At 54.0% G+C, this 24,602-nt stretch carries 23 protein-coding genes and 1 riboswitch; of the genes, 14 read left to right on the plus strand and 9 right to left on the minus strand.

Going from position 1 to position 24,602, the window contains the following annotated elements; translation table 11 throughout:
- Window positions 1–82: 82 nt before the first annotated feature.
- The 5 genes from thiS to nadB all read left to right on the plus strand — a co-directional run bounded on the left by thiS (window position 83) and on the right by nadB (window position 5,608).
- The gene (thiS, locus tag ACVL1J_RS07810) at window positions 83–283 is read left to right on the plus strand and encodes a sulfur carrier protein ThiS (RefSeq protein WP_491665268.1); all 201 of its coding nucleotides are present in this window, start codon (window positions 83–85) and stop codon (window positions 281–283) included.
- A 22-nt stretch (window positions 284–305) separates the two neighbouring features.
- Window positions 306–1,109 carry a thiazole synthase gene (locus ACVL1J_RS07815; RefSeq protein ID WP_159568871.1) on the plus strand — a complete coding sequence of 268 codons (804 nt, stop codon included), beginning with the start codon at window positions 306–308 and terminating at the stop codon, window positions 1,107–1,109.
- Window positions 1,106–1,810: a tRNA (guanosine(46)-N7)-methyltransferase TrmB gene (trmB, locus tag ACVL1J_RS07820; protein WP_491665261.1), complete on the plus strand. Its 705-nt coding sequence runs from the start codon at window positions 1,106–1,108 to the stop codon at window positions 1,808–1,810. Before ACVL1J_RS07815 ends, trmB begins: the two co-directional genes overlap by 4 nt.
- Before the next feature lie 87 nt (window positions 1,811–1,897).
- Complete coding sequence (locus ACVL1J_RS07825) at window positions 1,898–3,901, plus strand: putative bifunctional diguanylate cyclase/phosphodiesterase (protein ID WP_341237647.1); 2,004 nt, start codon at window positions 1,898–1,900, stop codon at window positions 3,899–3,901.
- 105 nt (window positions 3,902–4,006) lie between these two features.
- On the plus strand, window positions 4,007–5,608 hold the full coding sequence (nadB, locus tag ACVL1J_RS07830; RefSeq protein WP_159568874.1) for an L-aspartate oxidase: 1,602 nt from the start codon (window positions 4,007–4,009) through the stop codon (window positions 5,606–5,608).
- Between the two features lie 55 nt (window positions 5,609–5,663).
- On the opposite strand, the gene nadC is transcribed toward nadB, so the two are convergent.
- A complete protein-coding gene (gene nadC, locus ACVL1J_RS07835) occupies window positions 5,664–6,530 on the minus strand; it encodes a carboxylating nicotinate-nucleotide diphosphorylase (RefSeq protein ID WP_159568875.1) in 867 nt (288 codons plus the stop codon).
- Window positions 6,527–7,678: a quinolinate synthase NadA gene (gene nadA / locus ACVL1J_RS07840; protein WP_491665262.1), complete on the minus strand. Its 1,152-nt coding sequence runs from the start codon at window positions 7,676–7,678 to the stop codon at window positions 6,527–6,529. Before nadA ends, nadC begins: the two co-directional genes overlap by 4 nt.
- Window positions 7,679–7,888: 210 nt before the next feature.
- Between nadA and ACVL1J_RS07845 the strand changes: the two genes are divergently transcribed.
- The 3 genes from ACVL1J_RS07845 to ACVL1J_RS07855 all read left to right on the plus strand — a co-directional run bounded on the left by ACVL1J_RS07845 (window position 7,889) and on the right by ACVL1J_RS07855 (window position 10,064).
- A complete protein-coding gene (locus ACVL1J_RS07845; RefSeq protein ID WP_341237648.1) occupies window positions 7,889–8,476 on the plus strand; it encodes a hypothetical protein in 588 nt (195 codons plus the stop codon).
- Between the two features lie 96 nt (window positions 8,477–8,572).
- Complete coding sequence (locus tag ACVL1J_RS07850) at window positions 8,573–8,893, plus strand: hypothetical protein (protein WP_159568877.1); 321 nt, start codon at window positions 8,573–8,575, stop codon at window positions 8,891–8,893.
- Between the two features lie 82 nt (window positions 8,894–8,975).
- On the plus strand, window positions 8,976–10,064 hold the full coding sequence (locus ACVL1J_RS07855; protein ID WP_341237649.1) for a CsgG/HfaB family protein: 1,089 nt from the start codon (window positions 8,976–8,978) through the stop codon (window positions 10,062–10,064).
- Window positions 10,065–10,129: 65 nt separating this feature from the next.
- Here ACVL1J_RS07855 and ACVL1J_RS07860 read toward each other — a convergent pair whose 3' ends face one another.
- The 3 genes from ACVL1J_RS07860 to ACVL1J_RS07870 all read right to left on the minus strand — a co-directional run bounded on the left by ACVL1J_RS07860 (window position 10,130) and on the right by ACVL1J_RS07870 (window position 13,888).
- The gene (locus ACVL1J_RS07860) at window positions 10,130–11,437 is read right to left on the minus strand and encodes a hemolysin family protein (protein WP_341237650.1); all 1,308 of its coding nucleotides are present in this window, start codon (window positions 11,435–11,437) and stop codon (window positions 10,130–10,132) included.
- A gap of 264 nt (window positions 11,438–11,701) precedes the next feature.
- Window positions 11,702–13,618 carry a phosphomethylpyrimidine synthase ThiC gene (gene thiC, locus ACVL1J_RS07865; protein ID WP_341237651.1) on the minus strand — a complete coding sequence of 639 codons (1,917 nt, stop codon included), beginning with the start codon at window positions 13,616–13,618 and terminating at the stop codon, window positions 11,702–11,704.
- Window positions 13,619–13,663: 45 nt separating this feature from the next.
- The gene (locus ACVL1J_RS07870; protein WP_491665263.1) at window positions 13,664–13,888 is read right to left on the minus strand and encodes a hypothetical protein; all 225 of its coding nucleotides are present in this window, start codon (window positions 13,886–13,888) and stop codon (window positions 13,664–13,666) included.
- On the opposite strand from ACVL1J_RS07870, the gene ACVL1J_RS07875 reads away from it, so the two are divergent.
- Complete coding sequence (locus ACVL1J_RS07875; protein WP_341237652.1) at window positions 13,887–14,450, plus strand: cob(I)yrinic acid a,c-diamide adenosyltransferase; 564 nt, start codon at window positions 13,887–13,889, stop codon at window positions 14,448–14,450. The two genes, ACVL1J_RS07870 and ACVL1J_RS07875, sit on opposite strands and share 2 nt — an antisense overlap.
- Here the strand turns inward: ACVL1J_RS07875 and ACVL1J_RS07880 are convergent.
- The 4 genes from ACVL1J_RS07880 to mscL form a co-directional block, all read right to left on the minus strand.
- Entirely contained in the window at window positions 14,447–16,504 is a 2,058-nt protein-coding gene (locus ACVL1J_RS07880) for a site-specific recombinase (RefSeq protein WP_341237653.1), read from the minus strand. The genes ACVL1J_RS07875 and ACVL1J_RS07880 overlap by 4 nt on opposite strands.
- A gap of 44 nt (window positions 16,505–16,548) precedes the next feature.
- A complete protein-coding gene (locus ACVL1J_RS07885) occupies window positions 16,549–18,366 on the minus strand; it encodes a glutamine--tRNA ligase/YqeY domain fusion protein (RefSeq protein ID WP_341237654.1) in 1,818 nt (605 codons plus the stop codon).
- Window positions 18,367–18,412: 46 nt separating this feature from the next.
- Window positions 18,413–19,702, minus strand: coding sequence for a D-amino acid dehydrogenase (locus ACVL1J_RS07890; protein WP_159568884.1), 1,290 nt, complete (start codon window positions 19,700–19,702; stop codon window positions 18,413–18,415).
- 53 nt (window positions 19,703–19,755) lie between these two features.
- A riboswitch (glycine riboswitch) is annotated at window positions 19,756–19,871 on the minus strand.
- Window positions 19,872–20,001: 130 nt separating this feature from the next.
- Window positions 20,002–20,442 carry a large conductance mechanosensitive channel protein MscL gene (gene mscL, locus ACVL1J_RS07895; protein ID WP_341237655.1) on the minus strand — a complete coding sequence of 147 codons (441 nt, stop codon included), beginning with the start codon at window positions 20,440–20,442 and terminating at the stop codon, window positions 20,002–20,004.
- A 141-nt stretch (window positions 20,443–20,583) separates the two neighbouring features.
- Between mscL and ACVL1J_RS07900 the strand changes: the two genes are divergently transcribed.
- The 5 genes from ACVL1J_RS07900 (at window position 20,584) to ACVL1J_RS07920 (ending at window position 24,525) form a co-directional block, all read left to right on the plus strand.
- Entirely contained in the window at window positions 20,584–21,309 is a 726-nt protein-coding gene (locus tag ACVL1J_RS07900) for a YebC/PmpR family DNA-binding transcriptional regulator (protein ID WP_341237656.1), read from the plus strand.
- A gap of 21 nt (window positions 21,310–21,330) precedes the next feature.
- Complete coding sequence (gene purD, locus ACVL1J_RS07905) at window positions 21,331–22,602, plus strand: phosphoribosylamine--glycine ligase (protein WP_341237657.1); 1,272 nt, start codon at window positions 21,331–21,333, stop codon at window positions 22,600–22,602.
- Window positions 22,603–22,617: 15 nt separating this feature from the next.
- Complete coding sequence (gene hemF, locus ACVL1J_RS07910; RefSeq protein ID WP_341237658.1) at window positions 22,618–23,526, plus strand: oxygen-dependent coproporphyrinogen oxidase; 909 nt, start codon at window positions 22,618–22,620, stop codon at window positions 23,524–23,526.
- A gap of 100 nt (window positions 23,527–23,626) precedes the next feature.
- Window positions 23,627–24,142, plus strand: coding sequence for a PAAR domain-containing protein (locus tag ACVL1J_RS07915; protein ID WP_341237659.1), 516 nt, complete (start codon window positions 23,627–23,629; stop codon window positions 24,140–24,142).
- Window positions 24,139–24,525: a DUF2515 family protein gene (locus tag ACVL1J_RS07920; protein ID WP_341237660.1), complete on the plus strand. Its 387-nt coding sequence runs from the start codon at window positions 24,139–24,141 to the stop codon at window positions 24,523–24,525. The genes ACVL1J_RS07915 and ACVL1J_RS07920 overlap by 4 nt, the downstream gene beginning before the upstream one ends.
- Window positions 24,526–24,602: the final 77 nt, after the last annotated feature.

The following is a 24,602-nucleotide window of genomic DNA, read 5'->3' on the forward strand; positions in this document are numbered from 1 at the left end:
CTCGGAAGCAAGATTGATGCAGTTTATTTATCGCGTTAATCGATAGTAACAAACTTACATAAGCTCATTCGCTCAAGCCATGATTCAAGTTACAGTCAACGGTGAAAATCGTGAATTACCGAACAACAGCACGGTTGCCCACTTGGTGGAAAGCCTCCAGTTAACCGGTAAACGCATTGCTGTAGAACTCAACGGCGAAATTGTGCCAAAAAGCCAGCACGCCACCACAACCATCAGCCAAGGGGCCAATCTGGAAATTGTGGTCGCAGTGGGCGGCGGCTAAACCATCAGGAGCAGTACCCAACATGCAAAACACCAAGGACACATGGAAAGTAGGTCACCGTGAGTTCACCAGCCGTTTGCTGGTGGGCACTGGCAAATACGCCAGCATGGAAGAAACCCGCGAGGCCATCACTGAAAGTGGCTCCGAAATTGTAACTGTGGCCATACGCCGTACCAACATCGGCCAAAACGCCGGCGAAGCCAGCCTGCTCGACTACATTTCACCCAGCCAATTCACCTACCTGCCCAACTCCGCGGGTTGCTACACGGCCAAAGACGCAGTGCGTACCCTGCGACTTGGCCGCGAATTGCTCGACGGCCACAACCTGTGCAAGCTCGAAGTGCTGGGCGACCCCACCAACCTGTACCCCGACATGGAAGAAACATTGGTGGCCGCCAAAGAACTGGTGGCCGATGGTTTCGACGTGATGGTGTATTGCTCCGACGACCCCATTTACGCCCGCAAGCTTGAAGATGTGGGCTGTTTGGCCATTATGCCGCTGGCTTCCCTGATCGGCTCAGGCATGGGCATTTTGAACCCGTGGAACATCAACCTGATTCTGGAAAAAGCGCAAGTGCCGGTGATCGTGGACGCTGGCGTGGGCACCGCTTCCGATGCAGCCATTGCCATGGAACTGGGTTGCGCCGGTGTACTCATGAACACCGCGATTGCCAAGGCCCAAAACCCGGTACAAATGGCGCGCGCCATGCGTTTGGCCACACAGGCCGGTCGCGAGGCCTTTCTTGCAGGTAGAATGCCGAAAAAGTTTTACACAGCCAGCCCTTCTTCCCCAGTGGAAGGCGTTATTTCATCCAGCTCAAAATGACAGACCAAACCCCCGACATTCCGTTTCGCGACCAGCACATTAAAAGTTTTGTGAAACGTCGGGGGCATATTTCACGCGCCCAAGAACGTGCTATAGAAGACGGCATGCCCAAATGGGGCATCGCCTACAGCGCACAGGCTCAAATTGATTTCAGCAAACAATGGGGCACCGCCGGCCAGCCCAATTGGCTGGAAATTGGTTTTGGCATGGGCGAAACCACCGCCAAAATAGCCAAGACACATCCCCATGTGAACTACCTGGGCGTAGAAATTTACACCGCCGGCGTGGGTTCGCTGATCAAGAAAATCGAAGAAGACGGCATTGAAAACATTCGCATCATTTCACACGATGTGGTCGATGTGTTGCGTGACATGATTCCAGACGCCAGCCTGGACAAAGTTCTGCTGTACTTCCCCGACCCCTGGCGCAAAGCCCGTCACCACAAACGGCGCCTGATTCAACCTGAGTTTGTCGCCAAGCTTGCAACGAAGATGAAGCCAGGTGGTGTGCTGCACTGCGCCACCGACTGGGAAAACTACGCCCACCACATGCACGATGTACTCAGTGTGGCACCCCACTGGAAAAATATGGCTGATGCGCCTTTTGCACCACGCCCCGACGACAGGCCACTGACCAAGTTCGAAAACCGAGGTCTGAAATTGGGCCATGGCGTTTGGGACCTCCTGTACCAGGTACGCTGAAGCACAAACAGACCTCCCCTCTTGCGGTATGCCTTGCCGAGCCTGAATTTGCTTTAATCAGGCTCAACCTCGCAAATTCTATACGGCATGCTTTCATCGAAAAAAAACGGGCTGTTGCGTGCATTCATCTCCAACAGCGCCGTCATATCGCTCAATTCACGCACGCTATTGGTTTGCGTCACCGCCTTGTTGGCCCTGTCGCTCTGCATTTACGCCATTTTGAACAATCAGTTCAGCGCACAGCATGCTGAACACATCGACCAATTACTCATGGCGAAAGCGCAAGCCATCGACCACAGCGACCACACAGGGCACGACCACGCCCTGGCCATGACACCGGTCTATTACCACTCCGGCAATCTTGAAGGTGCGCAGGGTACGTCGCATTGGCCCAAAGGCTGCGAATTGGTGCCCACACTACCCGGGTCTGAAATTCGTCGTTTTCAATGCGGAAATGGCATCCGTCTGCATGCCCTTCAGGCCATGCTTCCGCCTGAACACGCGGCAGGCCAGGTCATCACCTTGTGGGCAACACACATTCCCAATGCCTCATTGTTGAACATGCAGCTGGAGGATCTCCTTGGTCTCGCCGCCCTGATGCTGGTCATCAGCACTTTGTGCAGTCGCTGGATCAGTCAATCCATTACCCAACCTTTGGGCGAAATTACCGCCAGTGCGCAACTGATGGCCGACGGTAACTACGATTGGCGGCTTTCCGAGAGCTCAATTGGCGAAATCAACCAACTGGCGTTCACATTCAACCACATGGCCAAAAGCCTGCAAGAACGCGACAAAGTCATTCGGCGAACCGCGTACAAAGACCAGCTGACCGGACTGGACAACCGCGCGTATTTGACGCTCGCATTAAGGGAGCGAACACAAAGCGCCCGCGAGCCATTGAGTATTGTGATTTGGGGCATCGATAACCTGGACAATATCAATGAAGTGCTGGGACATGATGTTGCCGACAAAGTGTTAATCAAAGTGGCACGCAAGGCCAGTCGCATTTGTCAGGAAAACCTGGTGATTGCACGGCTTGAAGGCAATATTTTCTGCATGTTGTTGCCGCGAGAGCTGCTTGAAAACATGTTGAAAAAGCACACCCTGAAACGCATGCTTCACGGTTCACTGCGGGTGCAAGACTACCAGCTGGATATTCAAAGCCACGCTGGCCTTGCGCATTACCCCGAGCACGGCCAATGCCCCGAGACACTGATGCGCAGGGCAGAAATCGCCCGCCAACTGGCCAAGAAAACACGCCAAACCAGCATTGTGTTCGAGGCCCGGCTTGAACAACGCTCAGCCAACCGCCTTGAGCTGATTGCCCAACTGCGCAGGGCCATCACCGACGACGAGTTTTGTCTGTACTTTCAGCCCAAGCTAAACCTTCGAACCAACAGCATCAATCAGGCGGAGGTGTTGTTGCGCTGGAATCACCCCACCCACGGTTTGATTGCGCCGGGCGCCTTTATCGAACTAGCAGAGCAAACAGGCATGATTCGCGACATTACCCGCCTGGTCCTCAAGCAAACCTACGCCATCATCAATCTGTGCGCGAATCAAAACATCAGGCTGTCGGTGAACCTGTCCGCCATGGATCTGGAAGACTTCAGCCTGATTGATTTCATGCAACACATGCACAGCAGGCAACCCGACGCCTCACGCCATATTGTGCTGGAAATCACCGAAAGCGCTGCGATGCGAGACCCCGAGCAAGCGCTGGACATACTGAATCAACTTGCCGCCATGCATTTTCAGATTGCGGTGGACGACTTTGGCACGGGCTACTCCTCCCTGGCTTATTTGAAACGCTTTCCGGTGACTGAACTTAAAATTGATCGCTCCCTGGTACAGGGCGCAGACATTGATACCGATGGACAAATCATTCTTGAATCAACCATTGAAATGGGACACATCATGGGTCTGCTGGTGACGACCGAAGGCGTAGAGACACAAGCCGAATACGAACTGGTCAAAAAACTGGGGGCCGACTATGTTCAAGGCTTCTGGTTGTCCAAACCCATGTCATTTGACGAATTCAAATTGAAACACCTGATTGGCAATCATGATCAGATGGTTCATCAACTCTAAACGCTTCAAATAGCACCTCAAATCTGGCTGTATTTGACCCGAGCGCGCTCTGCTTCGATATGATGTTGACATGACCATTCACACACCCAAAGCATCACCGTGAAAATGAAACAGTTCGACGTCGCCATCATCGGCAGTGGTTTAGCAGGACTCACCACAGCCCTGCAATTGGCTGACAAGCTCAAAGTGGCCATTATCTGCAAACGCTCTGTGTCTGACTCTGCCAGCCGCTGGGCACAGGGTGGCATTGCCGCTGTGCGCGACCCCGCAGACAGCGTTGCCGAGCACGTGCAAGACACCCTGGTGGCAGGTGGCGGCCTGTGTGAACGTGATGCAGTGCAATTCATTCTTGAAAATGCATCGAAATCCATCGACTGGCTGGTGGAACAGGGCGTGCCTTTTTCTCGTGAAGACGAAGAAGGCCCGAGTAACACCGAACCCAACGGCTTTCACCTGACACGCGAAGGTGGCCACAGCCGCCGGCGAATTCTGCATGTGGCCGATGCCACAGGGGACGCCGTACAAACCACACTAGAAGCCAAGGCACGCAACCACCCAAACATTCAATTGTTTGAACACCACATGGTGATCGACCTGATCACCGGAGACAGGTTGAGCGAGAAAAAAGCCGGCATTTTGGGTGCGTACATACTGGATGAGCAATCACAGCGCGTGCTCACCCTGACCTGCCCCTACATTGTGTTGGCCTGCGGTGGCGCGGGCAAGGTGTACAACTACACCACCAACCCCGACACGGCAACCGGCGACGGCATTGCCATGGCCTGGCGTGCTGGCTGCAGAATTTCCAACATGGAATTCATTCAGTTTCACCCCACCTGCCTGTACCACCCTTACGCCAAAAGCTTTTTGATCACCGAAGCAGTCCGTGGTGAGGGCGGCCTGTTGAAACTGCCCGACGGCACCCGTTTCATGCCCGAACACGATGAACGTGCCGAACTGGCACCGCGTGACGTCGTGGCCCGCGCCATCGACTTTGAAATGAAGAAACGCGGTCTGGATTGCGTGTACCTGGACATCAGCCACGAACCAGCCGATAAGCTGAAAAAGCACTTCCCGACCATTTACAAGCGCTGCCTTGAACTGGGCATCGACATCACCAAGCAAGGCATTCCTGTGGTGCCCGCAGCGCATTACACCTGTGGTGGCGTGGTCACCGACCACAACGCCCGCACCGACATTCCCGGCCTGTACGCCGTGGGCGAAACCGCCTACACCGGCCTGCACGGTGCCAACCGCCTGGCCAGCAACAGCTTGCTGGAATGTGTGGTGTTGGGGCAAGCCGCCGCCAACCACATTTTGACCAAACCCCACCGCGAAACCATGGGCTTGCCTGACTGGGACGAAAGCCGGGTGACCGACCCCGACGAAGAGGTGGTGATTTCCCACAATTGGGCAGAACTGCGCCAAACCATGTGGAACTACGTGGGTATTGTGAGAACCGACAAACGCCTGGAGCGCGCGCAGCACCGCATTCAATTGCTTCGCGAGGAAATTCTCGAGTTTTACAGCAATTTCCGGGTCAGCCGGGATTTGCTTGAACTGCGCAACCTGGTGGACGTGGCCGACCTGATTGTGACCAGCGCACTAAGCCGAAAGGAAAGCCGTGGTTTGCACTTCAGTGCCGATTATCCAGGCACATTGCCAAAAGCATTCCCCACGGTGTTGCAGCGACCCAAGAAAAAGTGAGTGCGGCAGCGACTGCTTGTCGCTTGCCAGGCTGCCGGTTTGGATCAACCGGCTCTTAATCCAGAACCCGCAACGAGTAATCCACCGCCGTCACGTCTTTCGTCAGCGATCCAATCGAAATGCGATCAACGCCTGTTTCTGCAATTGCGCGCACCGTGTGCTCATTCACTCCGCCCGAGGCTTCCAGAACAGCCCTGCCCTTGTTCAATTCAACCGCCACGCGCATGGCTTCAAGGCCAAAGTTGTCCAGCAGCACCGACTTGGCACCGGCCTGCAACGCCTCTTCAAGCTGCACCAAACTTTCCACTTCAATTTGCACACTTACATGCGGCGCACCCAGCGCGTCGGCACTCGCCAACACCTGTGAAATACCACCCGCTGCTGCAATGTGGTTTTCCTTGATCAAAATGCCATCGTACAAAGCCAGGCGTTGATTCAAACCGCCACCCACACGCACTGCATACTTCTGCGCCAAGCGCATGCCTGGCAGGGTTTTACGGGTGTCCAGAATGGACGCGTTGGTGCCCTCAATCAAATGTACAAAATGGCGGGTGCGGGTGGCCACGGCAGAAAGCAGCTGCAAATAATTCATCGCAGAACGCTCGGCCGTCAACAAAGGGCGGGCATGCGCATCAATTTCACACACCACCGTGCCAGCTTGCACCTCGTGCCCCTCTGGAACCTGCCAGCGCACCAAAGAATCCGGGCACAGCGCATTGAACACGCCATTGAACCAGTCTTGGCCACACACCACAGCCTTGTCGCGGCACAGCAGTTGCGCTTTGCAACGCTTTCCTTCGGGTACCAGCAAACCAGTCCAATCGGTGTTGCCCATGTCCTCGGCAATGGCATCGTGTACATTTTTCAACAACGCCAGTTCAAGCGCGGGTCCAAAAGATTGAAACAATTCCGAACGACTCATGCTGGCCCCACTCCCTTATGCGCCTGCTCAAGGCGGCCTTGGCCACGTGGCCCTGAAATACCATGTGTTTTGGCAAAATCCAGCATTCGGTCAATGCAACGGTAAGCTTGCTTGCCCAGTGCCAGGTCCACCTGCACCTCGCCCACACCACTATCAAACCCGGTTTTCAACACATCGCGCAGATTCTGCAAACCATTCATGGCCATCCACGGGCAGTGGGCGCAACTTTTACAGGTGGCTGAGTTGCCGGCAGTGGGTGCTTCGATCAAATGTTTACCTGGCGCAAACTGTCGCATTTTATGAAGAATGCCGTTGTCAGTGGCAACAATGTAAGTGTTCACACCCGAGGTTTGAGTGGCCTTGATCAGTTGCGTGGTGGAACCCACCACATCGGCCAGCGCAACCACGTCGGCTGGTGACTCTGGGTGCACCAACACCATGGCTTCGGGGTGCTGGGCCTTCAACAGTTTCAGTTCCTCCGCCTTGAATTCGTCGTGTACAAGGCACGAGCCCTGCCACAGCAACATGTCTGCCCCGGTCTGTTTTTGAATGTAATGGCCCAAATGCCGATCGGGTGCCCAAATCAGCTTTTGACCCTGCGCATGCAAGTGCCCAACAATGTCCAAAGCAATACTTGAGGTGACCATCCAGTCTGCGCGCGCTTTCACGGCTGCACTGGTGTTGGCGTACACCACCACCGTGCGATCGGGGTGCTGGTCGCAAAAAGCATTGAACTCATCCGAGGGACACCCCAGGTCGAGTGAGCATGTCGCATCCAGATCAGGCATGAATACCCGCTTCTCGGGATTCAAAATTTTGCTGGTTTCACCCATAAAACGCACACCAGCCACCACCAGGTTCTGCTGCTTGCTCTCGCGTCCAAAACGCGCCATTTCCAGCGAATCGGACACACAACCGCCGGTTTCTTCGGCCAAATCCTGCAGTTCAGCGTCCACGTAATAATGCGCAACCAGCACGGCATCGCGCGCTTTGAGCAAAGCCTTGATTTCCGCTTTCAGTGCAGCCCTTTCTTCAGGCCCGGGCTGCTGGGGCACGCGGGCCCACGCTTGGGATGGTTTACAACTTGTGGCAGGGCTGGCCTGTGATGGCAAATCGAACTCAACAGGCTTGATGTCTACTTGATTCACGGAACGCTCGGTTGGTGACAAGGAAAGTCCATATTTTACTCCCTTGGCCCTCGAAAATCCTGTGAACCCAGAACGAAGGGCGATCTGAACTTTTAGGTAACCCCCGTCACTCAAAGGGAGCATTTTGATTAATGCGACAACGCTCGTCGCCCAACTGCCCGATCCCCGTTGTCTTTTCTAGCCCTCATCAATATTCCTGGAGCACTCTTCATGTTGAAGCAATCCCTAAAATCGTTATCCATTCTGGCTGCCTTGCTGTCCATGCACTCCGTTGCATCTGCCACCTGTCAAGGCAACGACTGTCAAGTTGAAATCGACGCCAACATTGACTTTGACAGCAGCTATTATTTGAGCGAAAACCACAACGGCATTTTCATTCAAAGCAACACCGGCACCAATGCTGCAATCGTTGACCTGCAAAACGTGGTCATGCGCGACAACGGCAATATCACAGGCTCCGCGCAAGCAGTGGGCAACAACATTGCCATTTCACTCAGCGCCTCCTCGACCGTGCCTGTTCGTCACGTCTCACAGAGCAATTACGGCGATCAACTGGCCTCCGTCAATGTGTCCCAGCGCAGCACCTCCAAAACTGGCGAAGTACTGATCGAAGCCGTTTCAATTGGCAACAACTTCAGCCTGAACCTGGACAATGCCAGCCTGGCTGAATTGTCAGTGGCCCAGTGCAACGTGAGCGACAACGTGGCTGTGGCCGAATACCGTTGGGACCCCACCCGCCTGACCGCTTCTGCTACAGCAGTAGGCAACAACATTTCAATTGGCAGTGCTCGTCCTTAATTGAACTTTTTTCCCCCAAGCGACAACCTACAGCCAAAGGTCGCTTGGGGTGAATTCCTACCCAAAGCCCCCTCAAGAAACCAAGGAACCACTCGAATGAAATTACTCAAAATCTGTATTGCCACACTGGCCTTCAGCTTTGGCGGCGCATTCGCCCAAACCTTTGAAGGCAACGTCAGCTCATTCGAAACACCCTATGGCATGCGCAGCGTAACCGACATTGACTCCCCCGCAGGCACCCGCCGCGACGCCAATTTCAACCGCACCCAAGTTGACTCTCCAGGCTGGGGATTCGCATCCACCGCCATTGGCAACCTGATCAATGTGCAAACCGAAGGCAACAACAACACCGTTGTCATTAATGCGACCCAAATCAACAACGGCTCTCAAAACGCCACGATTGACGGCGGTTTCTGAGAACCCACGTCACGCACTGATACTGAATAAACAAAGGCCCACTATGTTCTGCTACCCGCTTCCAAAATTTGCATTTATTTCGGTGCTTGCTGCATCGGCCAGTGCATGCACAACACTACCCTCCTTCAGTGAAGCGGAGTATGTCAGCCCCTTCGACGGCGCAAGCGTGGTGGAAAACACAACCCGCTACAGTCCCGCGCTTGAATGCCTCAAGCCCATGGTGGGCGGGCGCGGCCCCAATTCAAAACGATTCGCAGTTGGCCGGGTCAGCGACTTCACGGGCAAGGAAGATTTGGTCAACGGCAAGCGCATCACACAGGGTGCTGCCTTGATGGTCATTTCCGCTTTGGCAAAAACCGGGGTCCCAATCGTTGAGCGATTCGACACCACCATCGCCGACATGGAACTGAAGTACGCCGACAACAAGTTGATTACAGACAACCCCGACAGCAAAGCACACCGGCAAATTTTTTCAGGCACCCTGCCGGGTTCGGACTATCACATTGTGGGAGGCATCACAGAAGTGAACTACAACATTCGCAGCGGAAGCATTGAATCGTCCATTCGCTTCATTGGTGCCGCAGCCCGCTACTTTGTCATGAACGTGGCGGTCGACCTGCGCGTCGTGAATACAAAAACGCTTGAAGTTGTGAACATACAAAGTCTTCAGAAACAAATTATCGGCACAGAATTAAATGGCGGCTATTTCCGACTATTCAGTGATGGTTTGGTCGATATCAATTCAGCCGAGCGCACCCAAGAACCCATTCAAAAAGGCGTTCGCATGGTGATTGAACACGCGGTATTCAATATGCTGACCGAGATGAATAATTTGTCGGCGCAAAGTTGTGCGCGGCTAAGTACCGCTGAATCAACTGCCAAATCACCCACTCAATCACGTGCGAACAACCCAATCGTACTTACCCCGCCACCGGCAGAAACATCATCAAAACAAGACCCCAACATTGTGATCGACCCATACACCGGGGAAATCATTCGCGAAGCGAGCAATCGCAACACCGCGGGCTCATCGCAAAGTGAAGTGACTGAATTGAAAGGCTTGTTTGGCAATGGCAACAACGCTGCAACCGCGCCACAAGAATCAACAAGCAACACCACCCGCGAAATGCAGGAAAAACTGCTGTGGGGCAATCGCCCACAAATTCGATAGAAAAACACACACCCAACAAAAAAGCCTCAGCATGTGCTGAGGCTTTTTTGTTGCCGGCTTGGCGATCAGGCCGATTCGTCGGTTTGTTCTTCTTCGCGAATCGGTGAGGCCAAAATCTTGTCGATTCGCTTTTGGTCCATGTCCACCACTTCAAAACGCCAACCGTCCCAATCAACAGTGTCGCCGGTGGCCGGCAAACGCCCAGTCAACAGCATCACCATGCCACTCAAGGTGTGGTAGCGCCCCTTCTCTTCTTCCGGAACGCTCTTGATATTCAAGGTGTCTTTCAATTCCAAAATGGCAATTGCGCCGTCCAGCAGCCACGAGCCATCGTCTCGCAACACCGCCCACGAGTCTTCCTTGTTGTGCGGGGTAAATTCACCAGTCAGGGCTTCCATCAAATCGTGCAAGGTCACAATGCCTTCAAGTTCGCCATACTCGTCAATCACAAAGGCAATGTCCATGTTGTTGCTGCGGAACTGGGTCAACAGCTCCATACCCGTCAAGGTTTCAGGAACAAACACACATTGCTGCAAGTTGGTGGAGAAGTCAGGCATTTTGCCCTGTGCAGCATAAGCCAGCGCCTGCTTGGCATGAATGACACCAATCAGGTTGTCCAGGCTGCCATCCACCACGGGGAAGCGCGAGTACTCCGACTCAATAACTCGCTTCAGGTTCTCTTCCTGGGGCAGGCGAATGTCGAGGTACAGCACATCGGAACGGGGAATCATGAGTGAACCCAGCTGCCGGTCATCCAGACGGAATACGTTGCGCAGCATGGTGTGTTCGCTGCTTTCAATCACGCCAGAAACAGAGCCCTCATCGAGCATGGCATGAATTTCTTCCTCGGTGACGCCGTTGTCTGTGTTTTCCTTGACACCCATAATGCGCAGCAAACCACGGGTAGAAAAAGACAAAAACATCACGAAGGGGCGTGTGGCAATCGCCAGAATTTGCATGGGTCTTGCAACCAGGCGGGCAATCGCCTCGGGGCTGATCTGCCCCAAACGCTTGGGCACCAGTTCGCCGACTACAATGGACACATACGTCACGCCCACCACCACAATGGCTGTGGAAACAACATCGGTCAGCGCCACTTCCAACCCGAAAGTTTGCAGCCAAAGGGCGAGTGGCTTGGCCAATACTGCCTCGCCCACAATACCGCTCAACACGCCGATCGATGTAATGCCAATTTGAACGGTGGACAAAAATTTTGTGGGATCTTCAGACAACTTGAGCGCAACTGCAGCAGATTTGTCGCCTTCTGCTGCCAATTTCACCAAACGCGCCTTTCTGGCTGTCACCAGTGCGATCTCGGACATGGCAAACAAACCATTGGTCACGATCAAACCCAGCAGAATCAGCACTTCCATGAGGAATCTCCTTGACCCATAGGCGAAGCAAGGGCGGCAAACGCAAGGCTTGATCGAGCATTTTTAGGCTGGAAGGACTTGGAGAACTGGTGCGCTACATGCGCTTTGAAAAGGTTTGCCACTGACGGCGAGTTGAAGTTTGAACAACTTCGACAACTGGAACTATCCATAGACGGTCGGGAAAGGCCCGAGCACTCCTGTAATAAAAAAACACCGCCTAATCGTACAAAGACGACGGGGCGGTGTCAATTTATCTTTTAAAAATCAGGTCTTGTGGTAAATCTCAGACCCTTTCTTGATGAACTCGATGGATTTCTCTTCCATCCCCTTGCTCAGGGCGTCTTTTTCAGAAACACCCAGCTTTTCGGCGTATTCGCGCACGTCCTGGGTAATTTTCATGGAGCAGAAGTGCGGACCACACATGGAGCAGAAGTGCGCCACCTTCATGCTCTGTTTGGGCAAAGTTTCATCGTGATACTCACGAGCCGTGTCTGGGTCCAGACCCAAATTGAACTGATCGTCCCAGCGGAATTCGAAACGTGCTTTCGATAACGCGTTGTCCCGAATTTGAGCACCAGGGTGCCCCTTGGCCAAATCGGCGGCATGTGCAGCAATTTTGTAAGTGATGATGCCGTCTTTCACGTCCTTCTTGTTTGGCAAGCCCAGGTGTTCCTTGGGCGTGACGTAACACAGCATGGCGCAACCGTACCAGCCAATTTGCGCCGCACCAATCCCGCTGGTGATGTGGTCATAACCGGGAGCAATGTCGGTGGTCAGCGGGCCGAGGGTGTAGAACGGCGCTTCATGGCATTCTTTCAGCTGAATGTCCATGTTTTCCTTGATCAACTGCATGGGCACGTGGCCCGGGCCTTCAATCATCACCTGCACATCGTGCTTCCAGGCCACCTGGGTCAACTCGCCCAGAGTACGAAGCTCGCTCAATTGGGCCTCATCGTTAGCGTCCCACACGGAACCGGGGCGCAGACCATCGCCCAGCGAGAAGCTGACGTCGTAGGCCTTCATGATTTCGCAAATGTCTTCGAAGTGCTCGTACAAGAAGCTTTCTTTGTGGTGAGCCAGGCACCACTTCGCCATGATTGAACCACCGCGAGACACAATACCGGTCATGCGGCTGGCTGTCATGGGCACATAGGCCAGGCGCACACCCGCGTGAATGGTGAAGTAGTCCACGCCCTGCTCCGCCTGTTCGATCAAGGTGTCGCGGAAAATTTCCCAGGTCAGGTCTTCTGCCTTGCCATTGACCTTTTCCAAGGCCTGGTAAATGGGCACGGTACCAATGGGCACGGGGCTGTTACGCAAAATCCATTCGCGGGTTTCATGAATGTGCTTGCCCGTGGACAAGTCCATGACCGTGTCACCGCCCCAGCGAATTGACCAGGTCATTTTTTCCACTTCCTCGCCGATCGAGGAAGAAACAGCCGAATTGCCAATGTTGGCGTTGATTTTCACCAGGAAATTTCGGCCAATAATCATGGGCTCAACTTCAGGGTGATTGATGTTCAAGGGGATAATGGCGCGGCCACGGGCAATTTCATCGCGCACAAATTCAGGCGTGATTTGCTCAGGAATCGAGGCACCAAACGATTCGCCTGGATGTTGACGGGTCAGCAGGTCAACCATTTTGGCGCCAATTTTGCCGCCAGCGTGTTTCAGGCTTTCAATGTATTCCTGGCGGCGCATGTTTTCGCGAATGGCCACGTATTCCATTTCAGGCGTAATAATGCCTTGGCGTGCGTAATGCATTTGCGTCACGTTCTTGCCAGCCTTGGCTTTGCGGGGTTTGCGCTGCAAGTTAAAACGCAACTCGGTCAGCTTGGGGTCGTTCAAGCGCTCAATGCCGTATTCGGAACTTGGACCGTCCAGCATCTCGGTGTCACCGCGCTCGTCAATCCAGGCGTTGCGAATGGCCGGAAGACCTGAACGAATATCGATTTTTGCATCGGGGTCGGTGTAAATGCCCGAGCAGTCGTACACATAAATTGGCGGGTTCTTCTCGCCACCGAATGAGGTAGAGGTGTCGTCTTGCGAAATCTCACGCATCGGCACCTGAATGTCGGGTCGAGAACCCTGCACATAGACCTTGCGGGAATTGGGAAGTGGCTTGACCGCAGCTTGGTCAACCTTGGCGGTTGCGGCTAGAAAATCTGGATTGGCGCTCATGAATACTCCTGTTGGGCGTGTATCGTGTTCGTGCCGGGTGCATGATCATTCCACCCGACCACCCACAAGGAGAAAGGCCAGTGAAACGCTTCCTGCAAACAGCATTATCTGCACAGGTGTGAGGGTTTTTCTCACCCGGCAACAATTTGCCAGGACCCCTGCGTTAAACTCAAACAAGCTCAAAGTATAGGCCCGCGCCAGCAACACCTCAATACGCGGTTTGCACAAGACGCTCTTTTTGTTCAACTTTCTCGGATCACGCAATTTCATGGGCAACAGACTCAGTTCAATCACCACCCGCACCGGCGACGATGGCACCACTGGCTTGGCCGATGGCAGCCGTTTGGCCAAAAACGATCTTCGCGTTCATGCCATGGGCGATGTCGATGAACTGAACAGTCACATTGGCTTGATCTTGACCGAGGCGCTACCTGAACGCCTGGCCACAGAACTGACCCGCATTCAGCATGATTTGTTCGATTTGGGTGCAGCCCTGTGCATGCCCGGCTTTGATGTATTTCCGCAGCAAGCCGTGAGTAGGCTTGAAGACCTGATCAAGGAATTCAATGAACCCCTGCCCCGCCTTGAAGAATTTATTCTGCCTGGCGGCAGCAAAGCCTCTGCTTACGCCCACATTGCCCGCACGGTGTGCCGCAGGGCAGAGCGGGTGCTGGTGGATTTGAACCAGCAACAAAAACAGCCTGAAGACCTGCTGCTCTACATGAACCGCTTGTCCGATTTCCTGTTTGTGGCCTCACGCTGGATTCACCACAAAAAAGGCGTGCGGGATGTGCAATGGAAAAAAGGGTTTAACCGGCCTGAATCAGTTTAGTTGCCCGCGTCCGTAGACTGCTGATCGTCCACTGGGCCTACTTTCTTTGGTTTTGGCGGGAAGAAAAATGCGCCAGGATTTTTCAAAAAATAACCAGCAACCTTGCGCGTCAGCAGAAAGACCCCAAGGTGGTGAACGCCGCGCGCCTTCACCGCAGTGTATAAAGCAAGCGCAAAACTGACGGATAGATTACCCGCACCGATCAAGGCCACGCCGCCCAAAGCAAATAACAAGCCATACACCCCATACTCAAATCCACCCGCCTGCATGGAATATCCCACCTGGGCTGAAGAAAACGCAAAGTGAGTGGTATCAATCGGCAAACCCAACAAAAAGCCGATAAAACCGAGAGAGCCCAACATGAGCCCTAAAAAGAGGCTTCCCATGATGGCTCCAAGGTTATGCTCCGCGTAGTCAGCGAGCCTCGCAAGTTTTTGTACACCCAATATTTTTCGTAACCAGATTACTTTTCGAATGCGCAGGGGAACCCTTTCGTAAATACACAGGTTGTCATAATAACCAGAGACCACACCGGTTAAAAACAAGGCAATACCAGCCATGGCGGCATGAGGAATGGCCATAGACATGATCGGGTTAACCTGATGCAGAAAGAGCTCGCGCTTTTCTTCATCAATCGGTGGAGAGCCGAACAACATAGTCCACGCATATCCAATCAAGAGCGCTGTTGAAAATGCCAGCAACATATTTCCGGCAATCGCAATAAACTGAGTTCTTGCCACTTGAGCAATCAGATCCACCACGCTATCCATGGACCTCAAGCGCCCATTGCGTGAATCAATTGCGGAGGCTATTCGAGCCGCTGTCATAGCGGGCTGTTTGGTAGCCACGGTACCATGCAGCAAATGAATCACGACGAAACAGGCACCATAGTTCAAACTGAAGATCATGGCTTCCCAAAACGGGGGCAACTTAAGGGCAACCATCCACACTTTGATAAATGCAAATATTGCGATAACAAAGCCACCGATCACGGCTGCTTTTCCCATCTGCCAGTATTCAGCCGGGGATTCTGCTGTGTAGTGTTCTCCCGCTTTGCTGGCATGTTCTGTTATTCGCAAAGCCAGCTTGTCAGTTAAACCCTCCCACAAGTCAGCAATCGAATGCTTTCTATTTTCTTCCCGGGTCAGAGTACAAAAAAAGCCCACACAACTTTGCACCCGGTTCTCGGTGGGCAAGGCTCCAGTCAGCTGAAGTAATTTACGCATACGTGCGATTGACTGCTCCAGTCGAATCAAATGCATACTTAATGTGACCGAAATACCCAATACCTTGGCTTGTGCGTAAGCCCGCTTGATTTGGTCCGTGCATTGATCCAGCAACACATCCAGATGATCACCTAAATCCGCCAATGACTCGTGCTGGTTCAAGCGTTCGTGAGCCTGCGCTATCATGGCGCGGAGTTCCAGGTGCTGCTCGACGAATGGAGATGTATGGCGATCGGACATGCCAAGGCAGCGGACCACCTCGGCCTCAATGCCCAAAGCCGCAATCCGGACTGCGAGCATTTCCAGAGCCTCGAGCATTTCATGTTGGATTCGCAGCCAGATGGGCAACTTTGGATCAAGCCATTCAAGCAGAAAGAAGAGTCGCGTCCAGCTCTCGGTGCTTATGGACTCAAGCCATTCGTGGTCATCGGCTTTCGGGAACATTAAGTTGAGCGACTCTCGAACGGTCTTGTCGTCCACAGTGGCAGGCAAAAGGCGCTGAAAAATCCTGCTTTTCATCGCCTTGCCAAACGTCTCGCTTCCGAGGATACCCAGCTCCGCAAAGGTATAACGGTAACGGGATTCCTTCAGGAACTGCTCAACGTAGCCCTTGACCTGCACACGCAGGTCATTGGACTGCTCAAGCGCTTCCACCAGCATGGAAAATCGCCGCTCAATTTCGAAGTCGGAGCCGGGAGCCCCCTCTCGAAACCATTCCATAAGGTGGCACAGGTGGGCAATGTCCGCCTCGTGCTCGGTGTCTGGGCTCATCCCGTTCAGGATGGTCAGCAGCGCACCTCGAATGTTGTAATTTGGGTTCGTTGCCATATTCTGAATACCTAGTCCGACGGCTAGTGTACCCGATGAATTGGCTATTTACTCCAACTGTCCTTCAGGGTGGTGGCCCGGTTAAACACCGGGTTTTCCAGAGTATGGTCTTTCAAATCGGGCACAAAGTAGCCATGGCGCTCGAATTGATACACCGTGCCTGACCAGGCATCTTTCAAGCCCGCTTCCAGATAGGCTTTCACTTCGGTCAGTGAATTGGGGTTCAGGCTGTCCATGAAGTTCTTGCCGCCAGAATCAGGATGCTCTTCGGTAAACAAACGATCGTAAAGGCGCACGGTGGCAGGCAGGCAATCCTCTGAATCCACCCAGTGAATATTGCCCTTTACCTTGTAAGTGTCGGCGCCGGGGGTACCCGATTTGCTGTCCAGAAACACCTGGGCGTGCACGGCAATCACCTTGCCGTTTTCATCTTTGTCGCAGCCCGTGCACTCGATCACATAGCCATAACGCAGGCGCACCTTGTTGCCGGGGAACAAACGGAAAAACTTTTTCTCGGGATTCTCCTGAAAATCTTCCGCCTCAATCCACAAGCGCTTGCCAATCGTGAACTGGCGTGTGCCCCAATGCGGTTGGTGCGGGTGAACAGGTGCGGTGCATAAATCAGCCCAGTCATCGTCGACGTTGTCCAGAATCAAGGGGATGGGGTCAAGTACCGCCACCGCACGGTGAGCCACGGGGTCGAGCGTGTCGCGCAAAGCGCCTTCCAGCACTGAGTAGTCAATCCAGGAGTCGGACTTGGACACACCAATGCGGGCGCAAAACAGCTGAATGGCCTCAGGCGTATAGCCACGGCGGCGCAAACCCACGATGGTGGGCATACGGGGGTCGTCCCAGCCACTGAGTTTGTTTTCAGTTACCAATTGCTGCAATTTGCGCTTGCTGGTCACCACATAACTCAAGTTCAAGCGGGCAAACTCCACTTGCTTGGGTAGCGGGTGGCTCAATATGGGTTTGATCAGGCTGCCATCCGCTGCCGTGTGCTCTGCCGCAAGATTGCGGAGAAGCCAGTCGTAGAACGGCCGCTGATCTTCAAACTCAAGCGTACAAAACGAGTGGGTAATGCGCTCAAGCGCGTCTTCAATGGGGTGCGCAAACGTGTACATGGGGTAAATGCACCATTCATCGGCCGTGCGGTGGTGAAAAGCGCGGCGAATGCGGTAAATGGCCGGGTCGCGCATGTTCATGTTCGGGCTGGCCATGTCAATTTTTGCACGCAGCACGGCAGCGCCATCGGGCAACTCGCCTGCACGCATGGCGCGGAAACGCGCCAAACTCTCGGCGACCGGACGATTGCGGAATGGAGAATCCACACCCGCTTGCGTTAAGGTGCCGCGATTGGCACGCATGTCATCGGCATTTTGTTCGTCCACATAAGCCAAGCCAGCCTGGATCAAAAATTCCGCGGCCAAGTACATGAAATCGAAGTAATCGCTGGCGTAATACAAGTTGTCGTCGCCGAAGTTTTCCCAGCGAAAGCCCAACCAATGCACGGCATCCAGTATGGAATCGGCGAATTCTTCGCTTTCCTTCTCGGGGTTGGTGTCGTCGAAGCGCATGTGGCAGGCGCCGCCGTATTCTTTGGCCAAGCCAAAGTTCACGCAAATGGCTTTGGCATGGCCCACATGCAAGTAGCCATTGGGCTCGGGCGGAAAACGCAAGCGTATTGCTGCAGGGTCAGCGGGTGCGCCCTCATGTACGTCTGCACCGCCAGGCTTACCAGCCCATGGGCGCGACTGATACTCGGGCTTTTTCAAGTCCGCATCAATGATGTTGCGAAGGAAATTGGAAGCTGGGGCGTTGTCAGCCCCGGCATTGGTGTTTTTGTTTGCAGAATCAGACATCAGCACATCCTGTTGGCGAATGCGCTGATGTTAGCAAAAACAAGCCTTAGGCAACGGCCAAGGCCTCGCCCTTCTTGGAAGAAATTCCAGTAAATGCGAAATCCAGCTCAGGCTGTTTGCCGTTCATGATTGAAGCAATTGAACGACCTGAGCCACAAGAGTGAGTCCAGCCGAGCGTGCCATGGCCAGTATTGAGGTACAGGTTTGAAATTTTGGACACGCCAATGTAGGGCACGTTGGATGGCGTGGCAGGGCGCAAACCGGTCCAGTACACGGCCTTCTCGGGGTCGGCCATGCCGGGGAACAGTTCCATGACGCGGCGGGTAATGGCCTTGCAACGCACATCGTTCAATTCCGTGCTGTAGCCATTCAATTCGGCGGTGCCGGCAATGCGCAACTTGTCGCCCAAACGGCTGAACACCAGTTTGTACTCGTCGTCGGTCAGGCTAACCTGGGGCGCCTTGCTCGCATCGTCGATCTGCAAAGTGGCTGAATATCCCTTGGCAGGGTAAATCAACAAATCCACGCCCAAGTCTTTTACCAGCATTGGGCTGTAACTGCCCATGCACAGCAAGTACTTGTCGGCTTTCAGTACTTGAACCTGACCATCAGCGCCGCGTACACGCACACCGCTGATTTGGCCACCTTCAGTGTCCAGGCCCAGAATGGCTGTGTCGTACTTGAACTCAACGCCTTTGGCTGCACACAGCTTGGACAGGTTTTGCGTAAACACGTGTGCATCGCCGCTTTCATCTGCATCGGTGAATGTTGCACCGGCAATTTTGTCTTTCACAGTGGCCAAGGCGGGCTCAAGGCGGACAGCTTCTTCAGCGCTGATCACTTTGCGATCACAGCCGAATTCACGCATGATTTCAGCAGGTTCCAGGGCATCATCAAATTCTTGCTGGTTGGTGTAAAAGTGCAAAATGCCCTTGGTCAGGCAGTTGTATTCAATACCAGTCTCGGTACGCAATTCTTGCAGGGTGTCGCGGCTGAAAGTGCCCAAATTCACCATTTGAATGATGTTGTGACGGGTTTTTTCAGGGGTACATTCACGCAGAAACTGCATGCCCCAGCGCCATTGGCGGGCATCTGCGCGCAAACGGAACAGCAGCGGCGCATCTTCGCGCATTAGCCACTTCAGCACTTTTTTCGGCGCACCGGGGTTGGCCCAGGGTTCGGCATGAGAAACTGAAATTTGGCCGCCATTGGCAAAGGAGGTTTCCATGCCGGCTGCAGGCTGACGATCCACCACGGTGACGTCAAAACCTTCTTTTTTCAAAAACCAGGCGGAAGTAATGCCGGTAACACCAGCACCAAGAACAATAGCTTTCATGAGAATAGGCTCCACGAACAGTAAAAAGGGCTTTCGGCAAACCATTTGCCTTGTAGCCCCTCTCTGTCCGTTTGCCTGAAAGATTCACAACGGGTTGCGTTGCTTGCCTCTTCGGCGGCTGTACTTACGCGGCGATTGGCCGCGCACAGCGCTCTCCAGATTTGAATTTCTGAACCTGTACTGAAGCCTGAGCGTTCATGGGGATTGCGCCTTCGGCGAACCGGCAAACATACATGCCAGTTACTCTCCAGATTCAACCTTCCATTGTACTCCTGTGAATCTGGAGAAGCCAGTCTAAATTACTGCTTCAATGAGTCACGAATTTCACGCAACAACAGAACGTCCTCGGGCGTGGGGGGCGGTGCAGCAGGCGCTGCAGGCTCTTCTTTGGCCAAGGAAGCGGTGAGCTTGGCCACCTGACGTACCATCATGAAAATAATGAAAGCCAAAATGATGAAGTTGATCAATACAGACACAAAGTTGCCATACGCCAACACAGGAATACCAGCAGCTTTTACCGCAGCCAGTGTGGGCTCTACTCCCGCGGGCAGTTCTGTCAAGGGAAGGTACAAGTTTGAGAAATCAAGCTTGCCAAAAATACGCCCCACGATCGGCATGATTACGTCGTCGACCAGGCTTTTAACAATGCCGCTGAACGCCCCACCAATAATCACCGCCACGGCCAAATCAACCACATTGCCTTTTACTGCAAACGCCTTGAAGTCTTTGAGCAAACTCACGTTGCCTCCTGTTGAGTGTATACAAATGTAAAAGTCCAATACCCGCGCAGATTATCGCCGTGGATTCCTTTCAGGGCAATACGGCAGGTGCACGGTGGTGATAAAATCGCACCTCTTTGATTCAACAACAGAAAGTGAGCCATGGCAGGACACAGTAAATGGGCCAACATTCAACACCGCAAAAACCGCCAAGATGAAAAGCGCGGCAAGGTGTGGACCAAAATCATTCGTGAAGTCAGCGTGGCAGCCCGAGTGGGCGGCGGCGATGTGGCCACGAACCCGCGTTTGCGCCTGGCCATGGAAAAAGCGGCTGACGCCAACATGCCCAAGGACAACGTGCAACGGGCGATTGCAAAAGCCACAGGTGAAGCCGAGGGCGTAAATTACGAGGAAATTCGCTACGAAGGTTATGGTGTGGGTGGCGCAGCCGTAATTATTGACTGCATGACCGACAACAAAGTACGCACCGTGGCCGAAGTTCGCCATGCGCTGACCAAGCACGGCGGCAATTTGGGCACCGACGGCTCGGTGTCGTTTATGTTCAAGCATTGCGGCCAGTTTATTTTCGCGCCAGGCCACAGCGAAGACGCGATTATGGAAGTTGCTCTTGAAAACGGTGCTGACGACGTGGTGACATCAGAGGACGGTGTAATCGAAGTGACCTGCCCCGTGCCCGAGTTTCACACCCTGAAAACTGCATTTGAAGCCGCCGACATGAAGTTCGAAAACGCGGAACTGACCATGAAGCCAGCCAGCGAAACCGAACTGGAAGGCGACGATGCCGTTCGCATGCAGAAGATTATTGACATGCTGGAGGACCTGGACGACGTGCAGCAGGTTTACACCAACGTGATCATCAACGAATAAAAAGTACGGAGCACTACACACATGAAAATTTTGGTGATTGGATCAGGTGGCCGCGAACACGCCATGGCGTGGCGCATTTGCCAAACCCCCGGCGTAACGAAAGTATTTGTTGCTCCCGGCAATGGTGGCACTGCCCTTGAAGCCAAAATGGAAAATGTGGCCATCAGCGACCTAGCTGAACTGGCCGACTTCGCGACCAAAGAACAGGTACACCTGACCGTGGTGGGCCCGGAAGCCCCCTTGGCCGCGGGTGTGGTCGATTTGTTCCGCCAACGTGGTTTGCGTATTTTTGGCCCAGCCAAATTGGCCGCTCAACTGGAAAGCTCGAAGGACTACGCCAAGGCCTTCATGAAGCGGCACAAAATTCCCACCGCAGAATACGAAACATTCACCGAGGCGGCCAAGGCCCACGACTACGTGAACGCCAAGGGGGCACCCATTGTGATCAAAGCCGATGGTTTGGCTGCGGGCAAAGGCGTTGTTGTCGCCATGAGCCTGGAAGAAGCCCACCAGGCCATTGACGACATGTTGCTGGGCAACAGCATGGGCAGTGCCGGTTCACGCGTGGTGGTTGAGGAGTTTCTTGAAGGTGAAGAAGCCAGCTTCATCGTGATGGTCGACGGAGTGAACGCCTTGGCCATGGCCAGCAGCCAGGACCACAAACGCCTTCTGGATGGCGACCAAGGCCCGAACACGGGCGGTATGGGTGCTTACAGCCCAGCACCGGTGGTTACGCCCACCATGCACGCCCGCGTCATGCGCGAAGTCATTTACCCCACCATTGCCGGCATGAAAAAAGACGGCCTGGTGTACACCGGCTTTTTGTACGCCGGCCTGATGATCGACGACAAAAACGACATCAAAGTGCTGGAATTCAACTGCCGCATGGGCGACCCCGAAACCCAACCCATCATGATGCGCTTGAAAAGCGACTTCGTGAATTTGCTCGACCATGCCATTGATGGCACGCTCGACCAAGTGGAAGCCGAATGGGACCGCCGCACCGCGCTGGGCGTAGTGATTGCCGCCCACAACTACCCACAAACCCCGCGCGCAGGCGATGAAATCACCTTGCGTGCCGAAGCCAGCGACGAGGCTGTTGTATTCCATGCGGGTACCGTTGAGCAAAACGGAAAAGCGGTTACCTCCGGTGGTCGTGTGTTGTGCGCAACCGCATTGGGCGACACCGTGCGCCAAGCCCAGGCCAAAGCCTATGAACTGGTCGACACCATCAGTTTCGACGGCATGCAGTTCCGTAGCGACATCGGCTACCGGGCAATCAATCGCAAGTAATCAGGACTCACTACCATGACACCAGCTGAGCTGAATCAGGTGAAACAATACCTTCAAGGGCTTCAAGCCAGCATTGTTGAAGGCATTGGTCAGTTTGAAAGCAAGCCGTTTTTGAACGACTCCTGGGAACGTGCCGAGGGCGGTGGCGGTTGCAGCCGTGTACTGGAAGAAGGCAGTTTGCTTGAACGTGGTGGCGTTAACTTCAGCCACGTGATGGGCGACAAATTGCCCGGCTCGGCCACAGCCAGCCGCCAAGGCTTGGCTGGCGCCAGCTTTGAAGCCATGGGCGTTTCCCTGGTATTTCACCCCCGCAACCCCTATGTGCCCACCGTGCACATGAATGTACGCCTGTTTGCAGCCACCACAGTGGAAGGTGAATCGGTGTGGTGGTTCGGCGGCGGCATGGATTTGACCCCCTATTACGGATTCGAGGAAGACGCAAAGCACTTTCACCAAAGCTGTAAAAATGCGCTCGATCCGTTCGGTGCGCATTACCACGCCAAATTCAAGAAATGGTGCGACGAATATTTTTACCTGAAACACCGCAAAGAACCGCGCGGCGTGGGTGGCGTGTTTTTCGATGACTTTTCCGAGCTGGGGTTCGAACAAAGTTTCGCGATGACCCGCAGCGTAGGCGATGCCTTCCTGAAAGGCTACTTGCCCATTGTAAAGCGTCGCATGAACATGGCCTACGGCGAACGTGAACGCGACTTTCAGGCCTATCGCCGTGGTCGCTACGTTGAATTCAATTTGGTATTCGACCGGGGCACACTGTTTGGCCTGCAAAGCGGCGGGCGCACTGAATCCATTTTGATGAGCATGCCACCCCAGGTGAAATGGCGTTATGACTGGCAACCCGAAGCGGGCAGCGCCGAAGCACGGCTATACACCGATTTTTTGGTGGACAAGGATTGGTTGGGTTAACCCAGAACCAACCCAACCCCACCGCTTGTGGTGACACCTTTTTCAATCCAAAACTCGGCATGTTAGCTTGCTTGGTTATTGACTGAACAAGAGTTAAACCATGCCATTAATGATTCGCCAAGGCGACACCACCAGCCACGGCGGCACCGTGCTGGAAGGCTTTCCGTTTTACACCGTCGAAGGCCGTGCAGTGGCCGCCATGGGCCACAAGGTAGCTTGCCCCTTGTGCAAGGGAGTGTTCCCGATTGCACAAGGTAACCCGACCCACACATTCAATGGCGCACCTTTGGCTTACGAGGGTATGAAAACCGCCTGCGGGGCAACGCTAATTGCCTCACAAACCAGCACCACCCACACCTCGCCAACGGGTTCCATTGCCCGGGTGGCCGAACAGCAAATTCCCGACAACCCACTGGGCAATCAAACTGAAGATAAAGTGGTGCAATTCGTAATTCGCCACCATGAAACCCAAGAACCTTTGGAAGGTGTGCCTTACAGCATCAAATTGTCCACCGGCGCAACGGAAACAGGCCATTCCAACGCCGAGGGCCTGACCCAAAAACTGGTGGTGAAGAAAACCGTTAAAGCTGAATTGATTGTTCACGCCATGCCATGACCAACAATTGCTTTCCCCACTTGATCAGCGACGACCTTCCGTTGCACAAAGGCGCACACACGCTTGACAAGTGCAAGTGCTACAGCACCGACCGCTACGACAACACCGAAAAATTGATCGCGGTGGTGGAGGTGCTAACCTGCGACTGCCTGTGGCGCATTTACCAGCGCGAAGCCGAGCACATTGTTGCCCCGGGCGGCGTGTTGATTGCCGACCCGATTGCGCGCAACCGGCGCATCAACGCCGCCTATGCCGCGCTGTGGCGGGCTGACGACCGGTTTGAGTGGGCCGGGCTTGCTGCGTTTGCGTCCAAGCAAGTGGGCTGTGGCCTGCTGCACGCAGCAACCGGCATGGAACAGATCAACAGAGCAGGCTTCGTTTAATCGGACAGTTTTTGTGGATTTTTAATAAAGATCCAGCACTGCGGGTTAAGCGGCCAATGCCGCAACTTGGCTGACGA

This window comes from Limnobacter sp. G6BE5S (assembly GCF_058448965.1).

Bases quoted from the DNA above. Each gene is read 5' to 3' on its own strand.
- ACVL1J_RS07880 (WP_341237653.1), bottom strand. From the start codon at position 16,504: ATGGCAACGAACCCAAATTACAACATTCGAGGTGCGCTGCTGACCATC.
- ACVL1J_RS07850 (WP_159568877.1), top strand. From the start codon at position 8,573: ATGAAATTACTCAAAATCTGTATTGCCACACTGGCCTTCAGCTTTGGC.
- ACVL1J_RS07920 (WP_341237660.1), top strand. From the start codon at position 24,139: ATGACCAACAATTGCTTTCCCCACTTGATCAGCGACGACCTTCCGTTG.
- purD (WP_341237657.1), top strand. From the start codon at position 21,331: ATGAAAATTTTGGTGATTGGATCAGGTGGCCGCGAACACGCCATGGCG.
- trmB (WP_491665261.1), top strand. From the start codon at position 1,106: ATGACAGACCAAACCCCCGACATTCCGTTTCGCGACCAGCACATTAAA.
- ACVL1J_RS07860 (WP_341237650.1), bottom strand. From the start codon at position 11,437: ATGGAAGTGCTGATTCTGCTGGGTTTGATCGTGACCAATGGTTTGTTT.
- ACVL1J_RS07815 (WP_159568871.1), top strand. From the start codon at position 306: ATGCAAAACACCAAGGACACATGGAAAGTAGGTCACCGTGAGTTCACC.
- nadB (WP_159568874.1), top strand. From the start codon at position 4,007: ATGAAACAGTTCGACGTCGCCATCATCGGCAGTGGTTTAGCAGGACTC.
- ACVL1J_RS07900 (WP_341237656.1), top strand. From the start codon at position 20,584: ATGGCAGGACACAGTAAATGGGCCAACATTCAACACCGCAAAAACCGC.
- thiC (WP_341237651.1), bottom strand. From the start codon at position 13,618: ATGAGCGCCAATCCAGATTTTCTAGCCGCAACCGCCAAGGTTGACCAA.
- nadC (WP_159568875.1), bottom strand. From the start codon at position 6,530: ATGAGTCGTTCGGAATTGTTTCAATCTTTTGGACCCGCGCTTGAACTG.
- ACVL1J_RS07915 (WP_341237659.1), top strand. From the start codon at position 23,627: ATGCCATTAATGATTCGCCAAGGCGACACCACCAGCCACGGCGGCACC.
- hemF (WP_341237658.1), top strand. From the start codon at position 22,618: ATGACACCAGCTGAGCTGAATCAGGTGAAACAATACCTTCAAGGGCTT.
- ACVL1J_RS07870 (WP_491665263.1), bottom strand. From the start codon at position 13,888: ATGAAATTGCGTGATCCGAGAAAGTTGAACAAAAAGAGCGTCTTGTGC.
- ACVL1J_RS07890 (WP_159568884.1), bottom strand. From the start codon at position 19,702: ATGAAAGCTATTGTTCTTGGTGCTGGTGTTACCGGCATTACTTCCGCC.
- ACVL1J_RS07845 (WP_341237648.1), top strand. From the start codon at position 7,889: ATGTTGAAGCAATCCCTAAAATCGTTATCCATTCTGGCTGCCTTGCTG.
- ACVL1J_RS07885 (WP_341237654.1), bottom strand. From the start codon at position 18,366: ATGTCTGATTCTGCAAACAAAAACACCAATGCCGGGGCTGACAACGCC.
- ACVL1J_RS07875 (WP_341237652.1), top strand. From the start codon at position 13,887: ATGGGCAACAGACTCAGTTCAATCACCACCCGCACCGGCGACGATGGC.
- ACVL1J_RS07825 (WP_341237647.1), top strand. From the start codon at position 1,898: ATGCTTTCATCGAAAAAAAACGGGCTGTTGCGTGCATTCATCTCCAAC.